The following is an 18,540-nucleotide window of genomic DNA, read 5'->3' as shown; positions in this document are numbered from 1 at the left end:
CGCTCGACGCGGATGAGCTCTCGACGGCGGTACGAGCTCGCGCGCCGCCTGGCAGCGGGCGGCACGGGCGAGGTGTGGGAGGCGCGCGCCCTCGACGGACCGCATGCCGGCCGGGACGTCGCGCTCAAGCGCGCGATCGCGGCGCTCCGCGACGACCCCGCGGTCCGGCGCATGCTGCGCGACGAGGCGAGGCTCCTCGTCACGCTCGAGCATCCGAGCATCGTTCGCGCGCTCGACTTCGGCACCATCGACGGCGTCGAGCACGTCGCCTACGAGCTCGTCCGCGGCATCGACGCGGCGCGCGCAGCGAGCGTCGCCGCCGGCGCGCGCGGTGGGCGCGGTCGCTTCGCCGAAGACGTGGGGCTCTTCGTCGTGGAGCAGGTCGCGCACGCGCTCGATCACGCGCACTCGCGCTCGGGCCCCGACGGGCGATCGCTCGGCATCGTGCACCGCGACGTGTGCCCCGCGAACATCCTCGTGTCGTGGGAGGGGCGCGTGCTCCTCGCGGACTTCGGGATCGCCCGCGGCGCGCATCGCACCGACAGGACCATCACCGGTCACGTCAAGGGAACGAGCGGGTACATCGCGCCCGAGCAGATCCTCGGCGACGCGACCACGCAGGCCGTCGACGTCTACGCGCTCGGCGCGACGCTGCACGCGCTGCTCGCGGGCGAGCCTCCGCTGACGTCGTGGCGCGCGACGAGCGCATACGTCGGCGGCGGCGCGCTCCCGATCGCGTCGTCGATCGCGAGCGACGTCGCCGAGCTGATCGCGAGCTGCTGCGACGTCGACGCGGCGCGCCGTCCGAGCGCCGCCGAGGTGGCACGCGCGTCCCGAGCGCTCCGTCGCGGCGGCGATGGTGCGGACCTTCTCACGCACGCGTTCGAGAGCATCCGCCAGGCGGTCGAGCGGCGCGGGCCACTCGACGATCTCCTCGCGGGGGTGGTCGACGAGCGCACCACGCTGACGCTCGAGTCGGAGCTCGAGCCGGAGGAGCGCTCGTGAGCGCGCTCGCTCGTTATACTGCCGCCCTCGCATGAGCAGCTCGCAGCGCACGGAGCGGAGCGATCGCGCGCGGCTCGCGGGCCCGGGGCGCCTGCGGATCACGGTGACGGACGGACCGGACGCTGGCGCGACGGTCGAGCCGAGCACGTCGGGAGGAGCGTCGATCGGCGTCGCGCCCGACAACGTGCTCGTGCTCTCCGACCGCACGGTGAGCCGGTACCACGTCGAGCTTCGGCTCACGCGCGACGGGATCGACGTCGAGGATCTCGGAAGCCTGAACGGCACGTGGATCGGCGATGCGCGCGTGCAGCGCGCGACCGTGCGCGCGGGGACGCGCATCCGCGCTGGAGACACCATCCTCCAGCTGGACGACGCGACGCTCCCGCCCGACGCTCTCGCCGACGGACGATCGACCGACGAGAGCGATGCCGTTCCGGAGATCCGCGGCCTCGTCGCGGCGAGCCCTGCGATGAAGGCGCTCGTCCGGCTCCTGCAACAGCTCGCCCCGACCGAGGTGTCCGTCCTCGTGTCGGGCGAGACCGGCTGCGGCAAGGAGGTGGTCGCGCGCGCGCTCCACGATCTCGGCAAGCGCGCCGCGGGGCCCTTCGAGGTCGTCGACTGCGGCTCGATGCCCGCGACGTTGATCGCTTCCGAGCTCTTCGGGCACGAGCGCGGCGCGTTCACCGGCGCGGACAAGACGCGCGCAGGGGCCTTCGAGCGAGCGCAGGGCGGCACGATCTTCCTCGACGAGGTCGGTGAGCTGCCGCTCGAGCTCCAGCCGGTCCTCCTCGGGGCGCTCGAGCGCCGGCGGTTTCGTCGGCTCGGCGGGCAGAAGGAGATCGCGGTCGACGTCCGCGTCATCTCCGCCACGCACCGCGATCTCCGTGCCGCGGTGAACGACGGAAGCTTCCGCGCCGACCTCTACTACCGGCTCGCCGTCGCGCGCGCGACGATCCCGCCGCTGCGCGAGCGCCCCGAGGACATCGAGCCGCTGGTGCGCCACTTCGTCGACGAGCTGACCGATGCTCCGGGCGCGTTCCCGTTCGGCTTCGCGACGCTCGAAGCGCTGCGCGCGCACCGATGGACGGGCAACGTCCGAGAGCTGCGGAACGTCGTCGAGGCCGCGCTCGCGATCGGCCGCGTGCAGGTCGAGGGTCGCGAGATCGCGCACGACGACGGCACGCTGACCAGGCGCGCCGACGGAGCGCCGATCACGTACCGCGACGCGCGCGCCGCGGTGCTCGCGCGCTTCGAGCGTGCGTACCTGTCCGAGCTGATCGAATCGTGCGAGCACAACGCCTCGGAGGCCGCGCGCCGGGCGCGGGTGGATCGCCCGCACCTCCTGACGCTGCTGCGCAAGCACGGCCTCCGATGACCTCGGGATCCAGTCCTGGAGGCGCTCCGGCGCTTGCTCGCACACCTTCCGCTCGCGGCCTGCTACTCGATGACGAGCCGCCCACCCGTTCGCATTCTCGTGTGCGGGACCGGCGAGCCGCACGCTCGTCGCCGTGCGCTCGAGGGTCTCGGCCCATCTTCTACGCGCTACGCGACCGCGCTCCCGCCGCCCGGAGCGCCGACCACCTCGACCAGGCATGCGCGATCGCGATGCGCTCGAGTGCGGTCGTGCTGGTCAGCGGCTGAGACGTACCGATCGCCTCAACTCGACTCTTCCGATTCCGCCGCTTCCGCAAGCGTCCTCAATCCTCGCTTCGAAGGCCCTCGAGGAACTCGCGAAACGAACCTGCCAATTGAATCGCATCGAAACAGGCCCACGTAGTGAGTCCCGCCGGGGCCGTCGAACCAAGAGTATCTGCAGATCCCGCCATCCTGGTTCATCAGAATCGCGCGCAGATCTTCGGGAATCCGATGTCCGATCACGCGCTCGGCGTTGAGGAGGTCGTCCTCCGTGGCACCTTCCACGGAGCGATGCCAATCGTCGGATGAAGACCAGAAGTTACGAACTTTCTCATCGATAGTTCGGCACGGTGACGTGACGCTCGCGGAGTGGCGATCATCCATGAGCTCGCGCTCGTGTGTCACTGCCCGGGCTCGAACGATCGAACGATCGCCTCGAGCTCCGATTCGAGCTCGGACGACGTGTTCCGCATGTCGACGCTCCCGAGGACGCGGTACTCGACGCCTGGCACGAGATGGAGCGCGACGACGGCATAGCCGTCGATGCCACCGAACTGCGCACGCATGCGCACGAGACGTCCGCTTCCGAGCGGCTCTCGGCTCAAGACCTCCACGTTCGTCTCGCCGAGCTCCGAGAGGACACGCTGCTCGACCTCGTCCAGATCGGTGGTGCTCGGGTCGGCGCCGAGCCGCGCGGCGACCATGACGTTCCCGCCGACGTCGGGCCGAACGAGCCACGCAAGCGCGTCCGGCGCTTCGACGCGCACGAGCTCCGCGTCGCGCATGCGCCATCCGTTCGAAGGGAACGAGATGCGATACGGCAGCCCCGAGCCTTCGAGCACCGTCACCTCGGCGCCCAGCCCGTCCGCCGGCGCTCGCCAGGCGGCGAGGAAGACGACGACACCGAGGACGTGCGCGACGAAGAGCGCGACCGCTGCGCGCCGTCGTGCAGGCCCAGGCACCCCTCCGAGCGCTGCGAGCACCGCCGCGCTGCCGAGCGCATCGACGAGCGCCAGGCTGATCACACGTGCGCCAATCGCCACGAGGAGCACGACGAGCATGCCGAAGCCGACGCGCAGGAGCGCGATCGCAATCGCGCGGGCCGAGCCGACGAGGATCAGGGCGCCGAGCGCGACATCGACGACGAGCCCGGTCCAGAGCACCGCGCCGAGCGGAGCGACGCCCAGGCTCGACGCGAGCACGAGCTCGACGACAGCGCGCAGGACCAAGAGGGCTCCGCCGAGGACGAGGTGCGGAGGGACGGGTGGTGTCTCGGCGGCGGGAGCAGGCGGGCGGTCGAACATGCCGGCGAGCTTGGCGCCTGACGCGGTGCACGCCATGCGAATCCGCATGCTCGAGCGAGCGGACGCTCTTCGTCCGGCCGGCGCGGGGCGCGAGCGCAACCGAGAACAAGACAGAAGAAGCGCGACAATGCCCTCACTGGCAGAGCTGGCCCACGAGCCTCGACTCGATCACGCGCCAGCCGTCGCTCGCACGCACGACGAGGTATGCCTGGATCGAGCCGCCCCCGATACCTGCGGTGACCACGTCGACCTCCACCACCGGTGCGCTGGCGTGCGGTCCCGACCCCGGCGGGACGAACCATCCCTCGTCGAGCGCGCTCGAGAAGGCGAGCGAGGCCCGCGCCGGCGGGTCTGTGCCACGTGCCTCGACGTCGGCGCGCCTGGTCGCACGGTCCCTCGGGGCGAGGACGTCACCTCGCAGCACGAGCATGCGTTCGACCCATTGCCTGGGCGATCCACCGGCTTGGGGGGCGACTCGCCGCACCCCGTCGAGCGTCGCGAACCGGCACTGCGAGGCGCTGCCATCGATCCCGACATCGAGGGCCCACTCGACCGAGAGCTCGGAGACGTGTCGGGCGACGGCGGCGACGATCGCGACCGGATCGTCTCCGTCCCGAGGACACTCGTGCTCGAGCGGAGCGCCGCCGCGGACCGCTCGCGTGAACGCGTCGAGCACGCCGGGCTCGTCCTCTTCGCGCTCGAGCCGCGTACGGAGCGCGCGCAACATCTCGAGCGCGTCGAGGGCCTCGCGACACGGCGCCGGCGTGGTCTCGCGCTCGCTTGCGAGCGTTCCGATCACGTCCGGCGGCATGCCATCGGGCGCCGCGAACGTGCGCCTACACTCGCCGCGCGCGACGCGCTCAACCCAGCCCTCACGGCGCAGCCGCTCGAGCTCGGCGAGCGCTTCGCGCAGCTCGGCCCGAACTTGGGGATCGCGCACTGCGTCCGCGTGCGAAGCGAGCCCGCCGCCGCAGCCGATGACGAGCGCGGCGACCGCGGCAGCGACCGACCGACGAGCAGCTCGCATCAGCGCGAGCATACCCGCACCCTTGCGACGCGCGGCGGCCGAGCTCCTCGGCTTCTGCTCGGATGCTCACTCAAAGCCCGGAAATACGCTCGGCGAGGTGGTTCGATGCGAGGCAGCTCGTGGAGGCCGAGGACACGGAGCGCGCCGGCCGGGACCATCGTCCTCATGAGAGCACGACTATATCGCGCCGCGGTCTCGCTCACCCGTGAGCGGAAGCTCGTGATGGATTCGCATGCGTGACGGAATCGCGTGCTCTTCAGCGACCTCGCTCGGAGAGCGTCGGCGAGTCTCGGAACTGGCAGCCGCGCACGCGGGACTCGAGTTGATGGTCGGCGGATCACACCGGCTGCTGCCCGCCAGCGTGTAGTCGAGGGGCGATGTCGGATCGAAGCCCGCTATCGATCCCGGCGAATGATCGCCTCATCCGAGTTGAAGCACTCGGTCGACGCGTCAGGGAGCGCGTCATGTTGCTCATGAATGACTTCGTACACGCGATCGCGACGCTGCCACTCGTAGACAATCCCGCCGGTGCCCTGCAACAGCCTTTCCTGGAGAAGATCTCGTTGGACTCGCGTGCCCAACAGAACCTGATCGACGAGTTCCTCGGCGGTACTTCCGACCTGCGCATCGAAGATATTGTCGGGGTACTCGAACGTGCTGCCCTCGGCGAGGTATCGCAAATCCTTCGGCAGCTCCTGAACCACCTCGACGGCCCACCTGAGGTCGCGCGTGCCGAGCAGCCGGGTGTCCCCAACCGACTCGTGCTGATACCTGTGCGCGCGGTTCCGGTCGCGATCCTCGATGAGCGGCTCCAACTCGTCCAAGACGGTTCTAACCCGGACCCCGGTTGATGTGATCCGGGAAATGTGATCTCGTCGGCCCGTGGAAACGGCCACGCCAGAAGCAGTGCGGAAGGCGATCGTCGAGCTGCGCGAGCACGGCTATCGCACGTACGAGGAGATCGCGGCGCTGCTCGACGTTGGCCGAGCGACGGTCAGTCGCGTGCTCCGGCTACACCGTGAGTCGGGGTCGGTAGCGCCGCGGCCGCGCAGCGGAGGGAACCGCTCGCCGATTCGAGGTCGCATCGCGACGCTGCTTGTCGCGATCGTGAGCAAGATGCCCGATGCGACGGTCGCGGAGCTCACGGAGGCGCTCGAGAAAGAGGCGTCGATCTCTACGAGCCGCTCGTCCGTGCAGCGCGCGATTCAGCGACTCGGGTATTCAAAAAAAGACCCGGTCCGGGCCGTGGAGCAGACACGCCCGAGCACCGGCAGAGGCGTCGCGAGTTCTGCGCGCTCATCACGGCGCTGAGCGCGAACCGCCTCGTCTTCATCGACGAATCCTTCTGCCGGACGGGAATGCGCCGCGAGCACAGCTGGGCTCCGCGCGGCGCGCGAGCGGTTGGCAAGCGAGCGATGGGTCACTGGAAGACCGTGTCGATCGTCGGCGCGATCCGGATCGGCTCTCGTCCGCTCCTCATGACGCACCGTGGAGCGATCAACGGACGAGTCTTCCTGCGTTTCGTTCGTCAACGCCTCGTGCCTTGGCTGCGCCCCGGCGACGTCGTCGTCATGGACAACCTCAACAGCCACAAGATGGTCGCCGTGCGCGCCGCGATCGAAGCCGTCGGCGCGACGCCGGTTTACCTGCCCACCTACAGCCCGGAGCTGAACCCGATCGAGCTCCTGTGGCCGCACCTGAAGCGCGGCGTGCGCGCACTCCGAACCAACACCGAAGAGGAGCTGCGCAGCGTGCTTCGCCGACTCCGCTGCAGCGTGCCTGTCGCGCACATCGCCGCTTGGTTTCGTCACTGCCTCAGTCAGGCTCAGCTCAACTGATCTTCGGGTTAGCGTCGGCGTTCCGGAGTCGCCCCTCTCGTCGGTATTCCACATGGAGTTGGAGCATCGGCAAGCTCTCCGCGGAGCAGCGTTACTTCGCGACCCCGAGAATGCGTCGGCGGTCGTCGTCCCAGAAAGGAATTCCCTTCCTTACAGGCTCGATCACTTTAGTGCGATTCCACTTGCGTTCCATGAGGAGAGTTTCGTCTGTCCGCAGTTCAACGTCCACGTGAGGCGGCAACTGCTCCAACGCGGCCGCCACGCAGGCGAGCATCATGTTCGTCGCCTCCACCGCCTGATTCAGGTCGAGGACGCGAAAATAGAGCGTCGATCGGTTCTTGAATGCGGCCCTGCGAATGGCGCGAACAAGCAGAAGTGCCGAAGTGAGCTCAAACTTCACCGCCGGATCCGACGCGCTGCGCTCCCGCGCGTCGGCACCGAGTACGGCACGCAGCCGGCGACTGAGAGTGTCATCCAACGGGAAGATTCCGACCATACGATACTCAATCGCCATAGCCTCAATCTCTTCACGGATAGACGCGACGCACACGACCGTCACGGACAACGAGAACTTCACGAAGACCCGGAGCGTCAGCGCGACGCTGAGTCAGTTCCTGGATCTGGAAGCGATCCTCGAGATCCGCGGGATCGTGATCGCGGGGAGCGCGGGCCCGGTCACGCCGCATGCCTGCTCGTATGCGGTCGTGTCGAACGGACCCACGCCGCTCCAGCGATCGACGAAAGCCTGCCGCACTTGGGCCTGTGAGACGATTCCATCGACGAGCGACACGAGTGCGCGCTCCAGCGCGGCGCTCTCGTCTTCCGAGCGGTCCGTCATCGTCAACCGGAACCCGATGTGCGGCGCTGCACGCTCAGGAGAGCGCTCGGCCGGAATCGAGATCAGCTCAAGCGCAGCACCCGCGCTCTTTGAATCGTCCGCGAGCGACAAATCGAGGCTGGACGCGTCTCTCATCCACGTGCGGATCGCGCGCTCGGTGAGCTTCGCGGCGCTGACGCTGCACTGTCGATACCGCGACCCAGGGGCCGCGCTGAAACGCCGATAGCTCGTGTCCGGAGGAAGATCGAGCAGGCGGTGGAAACGCAAGAGAGCTTCGATGGCCACGTCGAGCGCACGGTCGCGCGGCTCGTCGAGCACGATCCAGGCGTGCACCGCGTCAGGACGCCAGAGTCCGCGGAGGGCCGCTGGATCGTCGACCGCGTGCAACGGCCTGCGGCCCTGGGTATACGAGGTCACGTCGATCGAACGCCGCGCCTCGGCGCCACTGGTCGGTGCGATCGTGAGCGTGAGCGCTCCGTCGCCCTGCGCGGCCGCCCGAACGTTCACCCGCACGCTCATCACCCAGCGACCAGCGCCCAGCGGCAGGTCCAGGTCGGCGGTCACGTCGCGTCGTGCGGCGCCATGAACCCGTCGCCAGTCGCCCTCGCGGAGGATCGAGAGCGCCTCGATTTCAACCAAACCTTTTGCGATCGCCGCACCAGCGATCGTCAGTCGCGCACCTCGCCCGGCCCCGCCATCGTTTTCGATCGTCGCGAAGATCTCCGCGCGTTCGCCAACGGCGAGCTCTTCGCGATCGAGAGAACCTCCGCTGAATCGCAGTCGCGGTTCCCCCGTGATGTGCGGTGGCTCTTCGATCTCGAACGCGAGGTCGATCCGACTCGGATGATCCTCGACCAAGGCATGCATGTTCTCGAGCGCGAGTTGACGGTCGATTCCCAAGTGGTGCGCAGTGATGGCGACTCGCTGCTCCATCGAGACGTCGGCGTCTCGCCAGGCGTTCTCAATCTCGTCGACCGCGGAGTCGTCCTCGAACAACGCCCGCCATGCGACGACGTCGCCGATGCTACTGCGCCTGAACATGCGCGGCGGCGTTGCGATCCAGCCCACCTCTTCGCCTGCGATCATCAATCGCATCTGCGCTGCGTCGCCATCGACGACGCGCGTGTGCACGACTGGACTAGCGAGGGCTGACGATAGCGGAGATGCGACGGTGTCCAGGTCGTCGAGCTCGTCGCCGAGCACGACGGTCCACACGCCCGCCGGCACGAGCACCACCTCGAACAGCTCAGCGTCCCGTGCGAGCGGCGCAATCGCCTCTGCGACGCGACGTGGCTCGGCGCACCGTACGAACAGAGAATGAACTTTCGTGCCCACAATCGCTCCTTTCGCGGTCACTTCAGCGCGCGCCGCTACGAGCCCAGGGAGCCCGACATTCGTCCGGTCGCCAATGCTGGTGGCCCTGCGACTCGTGCCGGCATGACCGCATGACAGCGGAGCCCACTCGAGACCGTGTCCGAGTGTGGATCACGGCGCGTGCGCAAGCCGCGCGTGTCACTCCACGACCGCCCCGTCACGCGCTCGCAGGTGCGCGGTCGCGCCGTGGTGGCGGACGACGCGGAGCGCGAGCTCGCCGTGCCGGCGCGACACGTGGTCGAGGACGACGCTACGAGCGGGGGACTTCCGCGGCAGGACCATCCAGGTCGCGCGCTCGGGCGGGATCCCGAGCAAATCGGTGAGCGCGCGGGCGAGCTCCTCGGGGCGCGGACCGGGATCGTCGATCTCCAGCCGGAGCGATTCCCCGCGGGCCGAGAGCGCGATCACCTCGGCGGGATCGCTCTCGTGGTCGATCCACTCGAAGAGCTCGAACGAGATGCCGAGCCCTTCGGAGATCGCCGCCGCGCGCAAGGCGCGGCTGGCGCGCGTGACATCGTAGGGCGCGACCAACGCTTCGCGACCGCCGTGCTCGTTCGGGACGAAGTGGATGCCGCGCGAGACCGTGGCCCAGCGATGCTGGAGCGACGCCTTCACCTCGGGGTCCACGCTCACCTTCGCCTCGAAGCGCGCGAGCGCATGGTGCGCACGAACGTGGTTCTCGGGGCTCCAGCCGTCTTTCATCCACACGTGGGCCCGCAGCACGAGCGGGCCGTGGGCGTGGATCAGCTCGGTCTGCACATGCCCGCCGTGTTTGGCGATCCACGCGATGAACGCCGAGGGCATCTCCGCCGCGTAGCTCTCGAGGAGCACCTGCGCGCCCAGGATCTCGCAGCGCATTCCTTCCTGCCACGGGACCCAGCCGGTCTGCATCGGCAGGCCGTGCTTCTGGGCGAACGCCATGAACGGCGAAGGATCCTTCGCCGGCGGCTCCTGCTCTCCGCCCATGCGTCGTGCGCGGCGAGCGCCTCGTTCAGCTCGGCAGCCGCGAGCTCGGCGACTTCGGCGTCGTGGAAGGAGCCGAGCAGTACGTACGCGCCGCTGTTGTTGCTGGCCCACGCGCGGAACAAGCGGATGCGCATCAACGGACCTCCATCGCGACGGGGAGCGAACGACGGGTCTCGAGCCCGTAGTCGGGATCGCGGGCGCAGCCCGGCGCCGCCGTCGCGATCGACATCGCGTCACGCCGCTCGCGCCAGATCCGCATCACGTCGTCGGCGGTCTCGAACCGCCACGCGAGGTGGTGGAACGAGCACGCGGCGACCTGGCGATCGCTGGTGATCACCAGGTGATCGACACCGGCGGCACAGGCGCGGAGATCGCGGTCGAGCGCGCGCGGCACGCTCGGGAGGCGATCGCCCCAGCACACGTCGAGCTTCAGCTCGGCCCGTCCGGCGAGGGCGCGCATCAGCGTGCGCACGTCGGCATCGAGCGCCGCGAGCGACAATGGATCGAGGTGGAGCGACGCGTCGTGCCCGTTGTACGAGAGGAGCAGGACGTCGCGCGCTCCGAGCTCGACGAGCTCGAGCACCCGATCGACGACGTGCGGCGCGCGCGCCCGCGTGACCAGGTAGTTGATGCCGAAGCGCGCGTCGTTCTCGGCGAGCAGTCGCACCTGAGCGCGCCAATCGGAGTCGTCGTAGATCGAGAGTCGGATCTGCCCGACCTTGCCGGCGATCCCGCGCACGAGCGCGCTGTCGAGTCGGGTGCCGTTGGTCGTGAAGCTCACGGCGAGCGGCGTCTCGTCGTGAAGGCGCGCCACGAGATCGGCGAACCCCTTGAGCACGAGAGGCTCGCCGCCCCCGAACGCCACCTCGAGCGTCCCCAAGACCGCCATGTCGGATAGGAACCGGAATGCGCTATCGGCCGTCCACGCGCTCCTCGCGTCGAGGTCGCGCGAGCAGAACGTGCACGCGAGGTTGCAGTGGTTCGTGAGCGCGAACTGCAGCACGCGCGGAGCCTGCCGGCGCAGGTGCGCCGTCTCCTCTCCGTCGATCAGCGCGTTCAGCCCCGTCTCGCGATCGAAGAGGAGGAGTGCGCCGTCGAGCTCGCAGCGCCGCAGGTGGCGGAGCCAGGAGGGGATTGGGATGTCGTGGTGCATCGAGGGTGTTTTAGAGTAGGCCGGCCATCAGGCTCGCATTCGTCGAGCGAGGCGACCACGAGTTTGAACGCGCGTTGATCGCGAAGGCCCGTGCACGAGCGCGATCGGATCCCGGGGTCTCCGGCTCCGCCAGTCCCGCGAGCACGATCCCGCAAGCGTTCTGACGAGAACGTGGTGGCTGCTCCTGAAGGCAGACACGATCTCCGTCGGACATTCTCCGTCGCGACGGAGAATACGACCCACGGTCGGCTATTATCTGACCGCAAGTCGCCTATCGTGCGAGCCAGCGATTCTCGCGCGAACAACTCAAGTTCTTCTTTGGCGGCGCGCCGCCTTGAATTTGTAGGGCGGGGAGACCGCCGCGCGCGCCGCGCGCTCTGGAGTTAACAGCGTCTGGACGGAGAATCGCGACCGGAGAATCGCTGTTAACCCGTCTGGCTCTGTCCGCCCCGCTGGCGCCCAGAACCGGGCCCCTCGGAGGCCCGTCCGCGCTCTCTGCCGAGCCCCCAAAGGCGAAAGCCCCGCGATTTCTCGCGGGGCTTTCTGTTTACCGGCATGTTCGCCGCCGGCCAGCTTAGCTCTTTCCTTGTCTGCCTTGCGTCAGGCTGACGCAATCGATGTTTGCTGCGTCATTTCAGGTAGATGGGCCCGTTAACCAGCAGGTCGCTGGTGAGCGACACCAGCACGCATGCATCGGTCGCTTGCGGGGCGAACCTCCGTCCGTACGATCGCGCGGCATGGGCGCATGGGGACACGGCACATTCGAGAACGATCAGGCGCTTGAGTGGCTCGCCGATCTCGTCGAGGGCAGCGCGAGCATCCGCACCACGCTCGAAGCGGTCACCGACGACGCGGACGTCGTCGATAGCGACGTCAGCAGCGGCGCCTTGGCTGCCGCCGAGGTCGTTGCCGCGTGGCGCGACCGCGATCTTCGTCGGTTGCCCGACGCGGCACGCGAATGGCTCGAGGCGAATCCGCGTGCGCTCGACGCCAGCGACGTGACGCTCGCCGCGCGCGCGATCCCGGTGGTCCTGGACGCGCAGCGCTCGGAGCTCGCACAGCTCTGGGACGAAGGCGACAGCGACGCGTGGCGGGCGGATGTCGGCCTCCTGCTCGGACGCTTGAGCGCGGCGGGAACCGGGTGATGTCCAGGCGACGACGCGAGGAAGCGAACCGTCTCGTGCTCGACGAAGCGCGCGCCACTCTCGACGAGCGCGAGGCCGCCGCTTCCGCCGCGGTTCTGCGCTGGCGCTGGGGACGCCGCCCGGCCGAGCAGATGCTCCCGCTACGGCTCGGGGGCGAGCCCATCGCGACACCGGCCACGCCACACCAAGACATCGTCGAGTATGGGGAGGACGCGGATGGACGCCTGCGGATCGTGCGCGAGTACGAGCTCGGCAAGCACGATGTCGTCCACACGTTGACCGTCTACACGTACGGGACCGCGCGCGTTACATGGAGCCAACACGACTCGAGCGCTGCGCGCCGCACGATCGTCGCCGGCACGCTCACACTCGATGACGGCCAGCCGGTCGAGGCGACCATCGTCAACCGGAACGAGCGGCGGACCGAGCGGTACATTCATCACGCGACGCGGCTGGTGCAGGTCGAGGTCGCCCGCCTCCCGAGCGCCGACCCGCGCGGGCGGGAGCTGCGATCGACGATGCACGTGTCGTCCGACACGCAGGGGATCACGGCGGTGGACGAGACGACCGACGGAGGACGCAGGCGCGCGGTGTACCGCCGGCGCAACCCGCACGACACTGTGGAGTCGGTCGCCGACGCGTTCCTCACGGCGCTCAAGACAGCAGTGGATCGCGTCGCGAGGGCGCTACCCCGAGAGCCGCCGATCGCAGCGATCGCGCTCGTCTGGTCGGGGCATCCGCCGCTGCCGCCGTTCGTGACGAGCGCCACCCCGCCCGAACGTGCCGACCCAGCGCTGCGTTGGGCGTTCGCGGACTGGGCTCGCATCCTGCCGGCTGACGAGGACCTCGACGTCCAGGACGCGGCGTTGCGTTTGTCCGCGCTCGCCGGGCCCGACGCGTTCGCGATCGGCGTCGACGTCGCCCGCCGTGCCGCCGCACGCCTGCGCGCCAATGACTGGAGTGAGCTGAACGTCACCAACGACTTCACGATCGTGGCGTGCGACTACTACCTCGAAGAGCTGGAGCGCGCGTGCCAAGACGCTGGCAGCGAGCGCTGACGCTGGCCGCTCCATGCCGAGCGCACGACGTGGGATACGAAAAGCGGTCGCGCTGGCCGCGGTAGGTCACGCAAGGTGGCGAACAGTTCTCCGCACGAGCTGGATCTGACTACGGCGATCGGGGAGTCGATTGCCGACGCCGTCGATGTCGGCACGAATGTACCCGAGGACGTCCTGTCGGAGCTCTCGCCGCAGTGGGGCTACGAGATGACGATCAAGGCGCTCGGTCGTCCCCTTTCGCCCGAGCGGTTCGCATCACTGACCTCGACGGAGATCGAGAGGCTCCGCTCGACGATCCAGGCGTCGCTCGACGCGATGCGCGAGGAGCTTGCCCCTGATGCACGCGCACTCCAGGTCACCGCGGACCAGGTTCGAGACGCGGTCGGTAGGATCGTCTCTCGATGTCCCGCGAGCTGACGTCCACCGCGCACTGGGACACAACGCCCGCACCGCTCGCGCCGATGACGGCGCGTGCCGCGGCATCACGTCAAGCGCTGCGCGATCTACACGCGACGATCGGCGGTCCATCGCGGTGACCCGCGCGTGCGCTCGTGCCTCCTCCAGTACCAGCGCTGTCTGCGGCTCATCGAGCGACGCGGGTGGATCCCGATCCCCGAGGGTTTCGACGACGACGGTTGGAGCGGCGCCGATAGTGACCGCCCGGCGCTCATCCGCATGATCGAGCGCGCAAGAGATGGCGCTTTCGATCAGGTGATCATCGATCGTGTCGACCGGCTCACGCGGAGTTTCGAGGACTGGATCTGGCTTGGTCAGATCTTCCGCCAGTTCGGAGTCGGCGTGTCGGTCGCCGATGTCGATCGCGACCTCGACAGCAACGCGCTGAGCTCGTTCCAGCTGAACACGCTCGCGATCTTCGCCGAGCTCGAGCACTCGATGATCGTCGCTCGTCTGCGCGATGCGCACGCTGCCCGTCGCGCTCACGGCGCGCGGACGTCCGGCGGAGTGCCATTCGGCTATCTCGCCGACCGATACACGAAGCAGCTCGTGCCCGTCCGCGATGAGGCCGAGGTTGTCACGTGGATGTTCGAACGCGCCGACGAGGGCGCATGCGCCGCGGACATCGCGCGAGAAGCGAACGAGCGATTCTCAGGTCGTGAGTGGCACGCTCGCGCCGTCCTGCGCGTCTTGAGGAACCCACGCTACGCCGGTCGGTTGAAGACCGGCGAGCCTGGCATCCACGCGCCAATCGTCGCGCCCGAGCTGTTCGACCGCGTCGTGGCGACAATCGAGGAGCGCCGTACGCGCGCGCCGAGCAAGAGGACGCCGCTCGAGCATGATGATTCCTTCCTGCTGAGAGGCCTACTCGTGTGCGAGCGATGCGGCTCGCGCATGACGACGACATCGACCAGTACGAAGGCCGACCCGATCGATGATCGCCGCAGAACGAAACCGCAGCGCAGGTACTACCGCTGCCGCGGTCACGGCTGTCGAGGCACACAACTTGAAGCGGGGTGGATCGAGACGGCGGTGATTCAGCTGCTCGTCAGCCCTTCGAGCTCGCTACCCACCGTCGAGCACGAGCGACTCTCGCGCGTGGGCAGGATCTGGGAGGTCCTATTGCCGCAAAACCGTCGCAGGCTGCTGCTCGCAACGTTCGAGAGCGTGACGTGGAACTCGAGGCGGCGATCGATCGTCGCAATCCTGAGAACAGAGATCGCCTCCGATGATCCGCAGAACGGCTCCGAATAGTTCGCCGCAGGCTCCGCTGGTTCGCGCGCTCGGGGACCGCGTCAGTGACGGTACAGGCGCTTCATGCCGCGATCCCATGCTCGTTTGTTCGGAAGCACGGGTGCGAGCGCCTGCTCCAGCTTCGAAAGCTCTCGCGATTCGTTTGCACGCGCAGCGTGCCGTTCTCCGCGATCCGGGTGTCGGCCACGCGTGAGACCGCTGGATCGTCGGGCACCGCCGGACGCGCGCGCCACGCGGAACGCACTCCGATCTCGAGACGCGTCGCGGGCCCTCTGCTCGCGGAGCGGCTCCGGTGCGCAACGCGCGGGGACGCCGCGCTCATGGGCAAGGCCGCGCGCACGTCGGACCTCGGCTGCCGCATCGCGCGGTCGCTCGAGCCGGGCGCGGCGCTGTCGACGGCCCAGCCCGTTTCGCCAGCATTCCGGGCTCGCGCGCGCAAGTGCAACGCTGAACGACGGGTAGGTCCTCAGCCGAAGCGCGGCGCTTGGCGCGTGGCGCCCGCGACCTCAACACGAGGCACGGCACGCTCCGTCGCAGCACATCCCCGCAGCACAATCCGCAGTGCCCTCGCAGGGCTGACCGATAAGGCTCGTGCCGCGGCACGTTCCGCTGAGACAGCTGCCCGAGCGACACTCGCTTGGATCCGCACACCGTTCCCCGTTCGCCAGCCCGTCGGCGGGGATGCATGCCTGGGCGACACGGCACCGCCCCGAGAGGCACTCGCGGTCGCGGAAGCACATCCGACCGTCGGGCTTCCTGGGATCGCACACCGACACCGCCCCCGTGCCCGAGGCCGAGGGAAGCTCAACGCAGCTGCCGGCGCGGCAGTCGAGCTCGCTCCCGCACCGTTGAACGCAGACGTTCCCGCAGGCGGCAGTCTCGCCCTCCGCGCACGCGATCGACACGCATCGACCGAGGTCACCGCAGTCGGCGTCCGCACTGCAACTCGAGGTGCAGATTTCGTTCGCGAGGCACGCACCACTCGCACAGCTGCTGTCGTCGCCGCAGAGCGTGTAGAGCGCTCGGTTGGTCGGATACTGATCGTCGCACCCGAGGCATTCACAGTAGAGTCCGCCGCCGCTCAGCGGGGAGCACCGGGTCGGACAGCCGGTGCAGTCTGGGCGACACGCCCATCCGCGAGACTCGCTTCCGATGCAGCGCGTCCCGTTGCACTCGCCGTCGTTTCGGCAAGCTCGGGTGCAAAAGCGCCAGTCGGACTCTTCGTGCACTACACAGCGGTCACAGTTGGTGTCGTCGCACCGGCTGCCGACCGGAACCCGGCACACGAACTCGCTCCGACTGCAGTTGTTAGTGAGGCAGTCGGAGTCGCGCGCGCAATCGCCACCGACGTTACTCAGCGGCAAGCACTCGCCGTTACTGCAGCGGAGCGACGAGTCTCCGCAGCCGCACACGTCACAATGCTCTTCTCGGTCAGTCTGCTCGCAGGAGACGCTCTCGCCGTCGACGCAGACGTAACTGTAGAAGCGAGACGTCGTGTCGCAGACCCGCGGTACGCACATCCGCGCGCCGGTCGGCCCGATCCCGCAGGTCATCTCGGACCCGCAGTCGGCCTCGGTTTCGCACGGCGCCGAGCAGAGCTCGTACGAGAACTCGCCTCCAGTGTTCAGGCAAACGCCGGATGCACAATCGCTTGGTTCCGCGCAGAAATCGCCCACGGGTCGTCCCCCGCGCGGAGGGAGGCCGGCGTCGGTCCCCGGGGCTCCGGGCGATGGGGAACCGGCCGAGCAGGAGGCGCAGATCGCCGCGGCGGTGAGGACCAGGAGCCTTGCGTGGAGGTGAGACATCGCCGCGCAAGGATTGTCGGCGCCCCCGCGAAGCGCAACGAACAGGTCGCGCTGGGTTGCTGCGCCTCATGAAGGCGGTCCGGGGCGCGCGGTTCTCGAGCGGCAACGACATGGCAGCTATGCACGAGCTTGCCGGCGCCGAAGCCGTGCACTTGCCCGCGGCGGCGGCACGTTGGCGGCTTCCGAAGCAGCGATCGTCCCGGCCGCGTCGCCGCTAGGACCATCGCATTCGCGATGTGGTTGTCGAGGGCCGCGATCTCGCAGTAATCCGGAAGCGCACGCTTTCCGCGTCCCCTCGACGGACCCGGCATCGCGCATCGCATCGTGTAGCTGGCGCCGCGCATCGCATTGCGGCGCAGCAGGAACTCGGTTACGGGCCCGCGTTCGCGAGCCAGTCGCGTATGACGAGAGCGTCGGCGCGCCACACGACGCCTTCCGCGCCGACCCCCTCTTTGAGCATTGCCGCCAGCGCATTCCGGAGCTCCGGATCGTCAGGCACTGCCGGACGCGCGGCGTCCCCGCGCGTTGCGGACCGGAGCCGCTCCGCGATGAGCATCGGGGGCCAGCGACGCGTCTCGAGATCCGGCGAGCGCATGGCCTCGAGTATCGTGCGCGCCTCCACCGGCGCCGTGACGAGCGCGTGAGCGACGCTCGCGCAACTCAACCTGCCACGCGCCGGTGCGCCAGCGAGAAACGCGATCGCGCTCGCGGTTCCGATGGTGCCCAGCGCATGCGCGGCTGCCCTGCGCGCGTAGCCGTCTTCGACGGCGTCGACGACCTCCATGAGATCGCGCTCGGCAGCGGCCCCGGCGATGAGCACTGCGCTGCCCGCGGCGTAGCTCTCGCTCAGCAAGGCATCCCCGCGTCGCAAGATCTCCATCACCTTCGCGTACCCGACGCGGTGGCGGACGTGGCCCAGCAACGCTGCTGCGAGCCAGGATGGCGCCTCACGGCGATCGTGCGCCTCGATCGCGAGGCGAGCCGCCTGCTCATTGGGCTCGCATTCGTCGAGCGAGGCGACGACGAACTTGATCACCCGTGAGTCAGCAAGAGCCTCGCGTACGAGCGCGGTCGGATCTCGCGACTCCCGGATGCGCCGCACTCGCGCCTCAAACGGTTCCTGCGTTGTCACGCGGCAGTGTCCCTGGGAGCGCGATGGCGGCAAGCGCCCTGCCTGACGAGCGCCGTGGCCGCGCGCTGAAGGCAGACACGATCTCCGTCAGGCATTCTCCGTGGCGACGGAGAACATGACCCTCGGTCGGCTATTATCTGACCTTGAGTCGACTATCGCGCGTACCAGCGATTCTCGCGCGAACAACTCAAGTTCTTCGTAGGCGGGGCGCCGCCTTGAATTTCTAGGGCGGGGAGACCGCCGCGCGCTCCGCGCGTTCTGGGGTTAACAGCCTCTGGACGGAGAATCTCCACGCCGAATCCCTGTTAACCCGTCTGGGCTCTGTCTGCCCCGCTGGGGCCCAGAACCGGCCCTCTCGGACACCCCTCCGGCGCTCTCTGCCGGAGCCCACAAAGGCGAAAGCCCCGCGATTTCTCGCGGGGCTTTCTGTTTACCGGCCGTTGGTCAGCGGCCAACTCAGCTCCGGGACCTGGACTCGAACCAGGGACCAATCGGTTAACAGCCGATCGCTCTACCGACTGAGCTATCCCGGAATGGGTCGCGCACTCTA

The 18,540-nt window shown here is 68.7% G+C and carries 16 protein-coding genes and 1 tRNA gene; 8 read left to right on the top strand and 9 right to left on the bottom strand.

What is annotated here, in order from left to right; translation table 11 throughout:
* Positions 1-12 precede the first annotated feature (12 nt).
* Positions 13-1,005 (top strand): serine/threonine-protein kinase, encoded by a 993-nt coding sequence (locus DB32_RS06990; protein ID WP_053231636.1) that lies wholly within the window; start codon positions 13-15, stop codon positions 1,003-1,005.
* Positions 1,006-1,036: 31 nt separating this feature from the next.
* Complete coding sequence (locus tag DB32_RS06985; RefSeq protein WP_053231635.1) at positions 1,037-2,380, top strand: sigma 54-dependent Fis family transcriptional regulator; 1,344 nt, start codon at positions 1,037-1,039, stop codon at positions 2,378-2,380.
* A gap of 661 nt (positions 2,381-3,041) precedes the next feature.
* On the opposite strand, the gene DB32_RS06980 is transcribed toward DB32_RS06985, so the two are convergent.
* The 3 genes from DB32_RS06980 to DB32_RS06970 all read right to left on the bottom strand — a co-directional run bounded on the left by DB32_RS06980 (position 3,042) and on the right by DB32_RS06970 (position 5,795).
* Positions 3,042-3,869 (bottom strand): hypothetical protein, encoded by an 828-nt coding sequence (locus tag DB32_RS06980; RefSeq protein WP_169791364.1) that lies wholly within the window; start codon positions 3,867-3,869, stop codon positions 3,042-3,044.
* Positions 3,870-4,077: 208 nt separating this feature from the next.
* Entirely contained in the window at positions 4,078-4,971 is an 894-nt protein-coding gene (locus tag DB32_RS06975; protein WP_157068796.1) for a hypothetical protein, read from the bottom strand.
* A gap of 395 nt (positions 4,972-5,366) precedes the next feature.
* Positions 5,367-5,795, bottom strand: a complete 429-nt coding sequence (locus tag DB32_RS06970; protein ID WP_083457200.1) for a hypothetical protein — start codon at positions 5,793-5,795, stop codon at positions 5,367-5,369.
* A gap of 82 nt (positions 5,796-5,877) precedes the next feature.
* Here DB32_RS06970 and DB32_RS06965 point away from each other — a divergent pair, with 82 nt between their 5' ends.
* On the top strand, positions 5,878-6,282 hold the full coding sequence (locus DB32_RS06965; protein WP_053231631.1) for a helix-turn-helix domain-containing protein: 405 nt from the start codon (positions 5,878-5,880) through the stop codon (positions 6,280-6,282).
* Entirely contained in the window at positions 6,270-6,809 is a 540-nt protein-coding gene (locus DB32_RS06960; protein WP_075097469.1) for an IS630 family transposase, read from the top strand. Before DB32_RS06965 ends, DB32_RS06960 begins: the two co-directional genes overlap by 13 nt.
* A gap of 91 nt (positions 6,810-6,900) precedes the next feature.
* On the opposite strand, the gene DB32_RS06955 is transcribed toward DB32_RS06960, so the two are convergent.
* From DB32_RS06955 to DB32_RS06940, 4 genes are all read right to left on the bottom strand, one after another.
* Positions 6,901-7,386 carry a hypothetical protein gene (locus tag DB32_RS06955; protein ID WP_053231629.1) on the bottom strand — a complete coding sequence of 162 codons (486 nt, stop codon included), beginning with the start codon at positions 7,384-7,386 and terminating at the stop codon, positions 6,901-6,903.
* Between the two features lie 30 nt (positions 7,387-7,416).
* Positions 7,417-9,003 carry a hypothetical protein gene (locus DB32_RS06950; protein ID WP_157068795.1) on the bottom strand — a complete coding sequence of 529 codons (1,587 nt, stop codon included), beginning with the start codon at positions 9,001-9,003 and terminating at the stop codon, positions 7,417-7,419.
* Positions 9,004-9,159: 156 nt separating this feature from the next.
* The gene (locus DB32_RS06945; protein WP_053231627.1) at positions 9,160-9,987 is read right to left on the bottom strand and encodes a hypothetical protein; all 828 of its coding nucleotides are present in this window, start codon (positions 9,985-9,987) and stop codon (positions 9,160-9,162) included.
* Between the two features lie 133 nt (positions 9,988-10,120).
* Positions 10,121-11,140, bottom strand: coding sequence for a radical SAM protein (locus tag DB32_RS06940; RefSeq protein WP_053231626.1), 1,020 nt, complete (start codon positions 11,138-11,140; stop codon positions 10,121-10,123).
* A gap of 737 nt (positions 11,141-11,877) precedes the next feature.
* Here DB32_RS06940 and DB32_RS06935 point away from each other — a divergent pair.
* From DB32_RS06935 to DB32_RS06920, 4 genes are all read left to right on the top strand, one after another.
* The gene (locus DB32_RS06935) at positions 11,878-12,285 is read left to right on the top strand and encodes a DUF4259 domain-containing protein (protein ID WP_053231625.1); all 408 of its coding nucleotides are present in this window, start codon (positions 11,878-11,880) and stop codon (positions 12,283-12,285) included.
* Positions 12,285-13,343, top strand: coding sequence for a hypothetical protein (locus DB32_RS06930; protein WP_053231624.1), 1,059 nt, complete (start codon positions 12,285-12,287; stop codon positions 13,341-13,343). The genes DB32_RS06935 and DB32_RS06930 overlap by 1 nt, the downstream gene beginning before the upstream one ends.
* 75 nt (positions 13,344-13,418) lie before the next feature.
* Entirely contained in the window at positions 13,419-13,760 is a 342-nt protein-coding gene (locus DB32_RS06925; RefSeq protein ID WP_053231623.1) for a hypothetical protein, read from the top strand.
* A gap of 54 nt (positions 13,761-13,814) precedes the next feature.
* Positions 13,815-15,053, top strand: coding sequence for a recombinase family protein (locus DB32_RS06920; RefSeq protein ID WP_053231622.1), 1,239 nt, complete (start codon positions 13,815-13,817; stop codon positions 15,051-15,053).
* A 2,175-nt stretch (positions 15,054-17,228) separates the two neighbouring features.
* Here the strand turns inward: DB32_RS06920 and DB32_RS06915 are convergent.
* Positions 17,229-17,894 carry a hypothetical protein gene (locus DB32_RS06915; RefSeq protein WP_053231621.1) on the bottom strand — a complete coding sequence of 222 codons (666 nt, stop codon included), beginning with the start codon at positions 17,892-17,894 and terminating at the stop codon, positions 17,229-17,231.
* Between the two features lie 556 nt (positions 17,895-18,450).
* A tRNA-Asn gene (locus DB32_RS06910) sits at positions 18,451-18,523 on the bottom strand.
* Positions 18,524-18,540 lie beyond the last annotated feature (17 nt).

The organism is Sandaracinus amylolyticus (assembly GCF_000737325.1).
In the GTDB taxonomy this organism is placed as follows: Bacteria; Myxococcota_A; Polyangia; order Polyangiales; family Sandaracinaceae; genus Sandaracinus; species Sandaracinus amylolyticus.
This window is presented reverse-complemented; position numbering and strand designations above follow the sequence as displayed.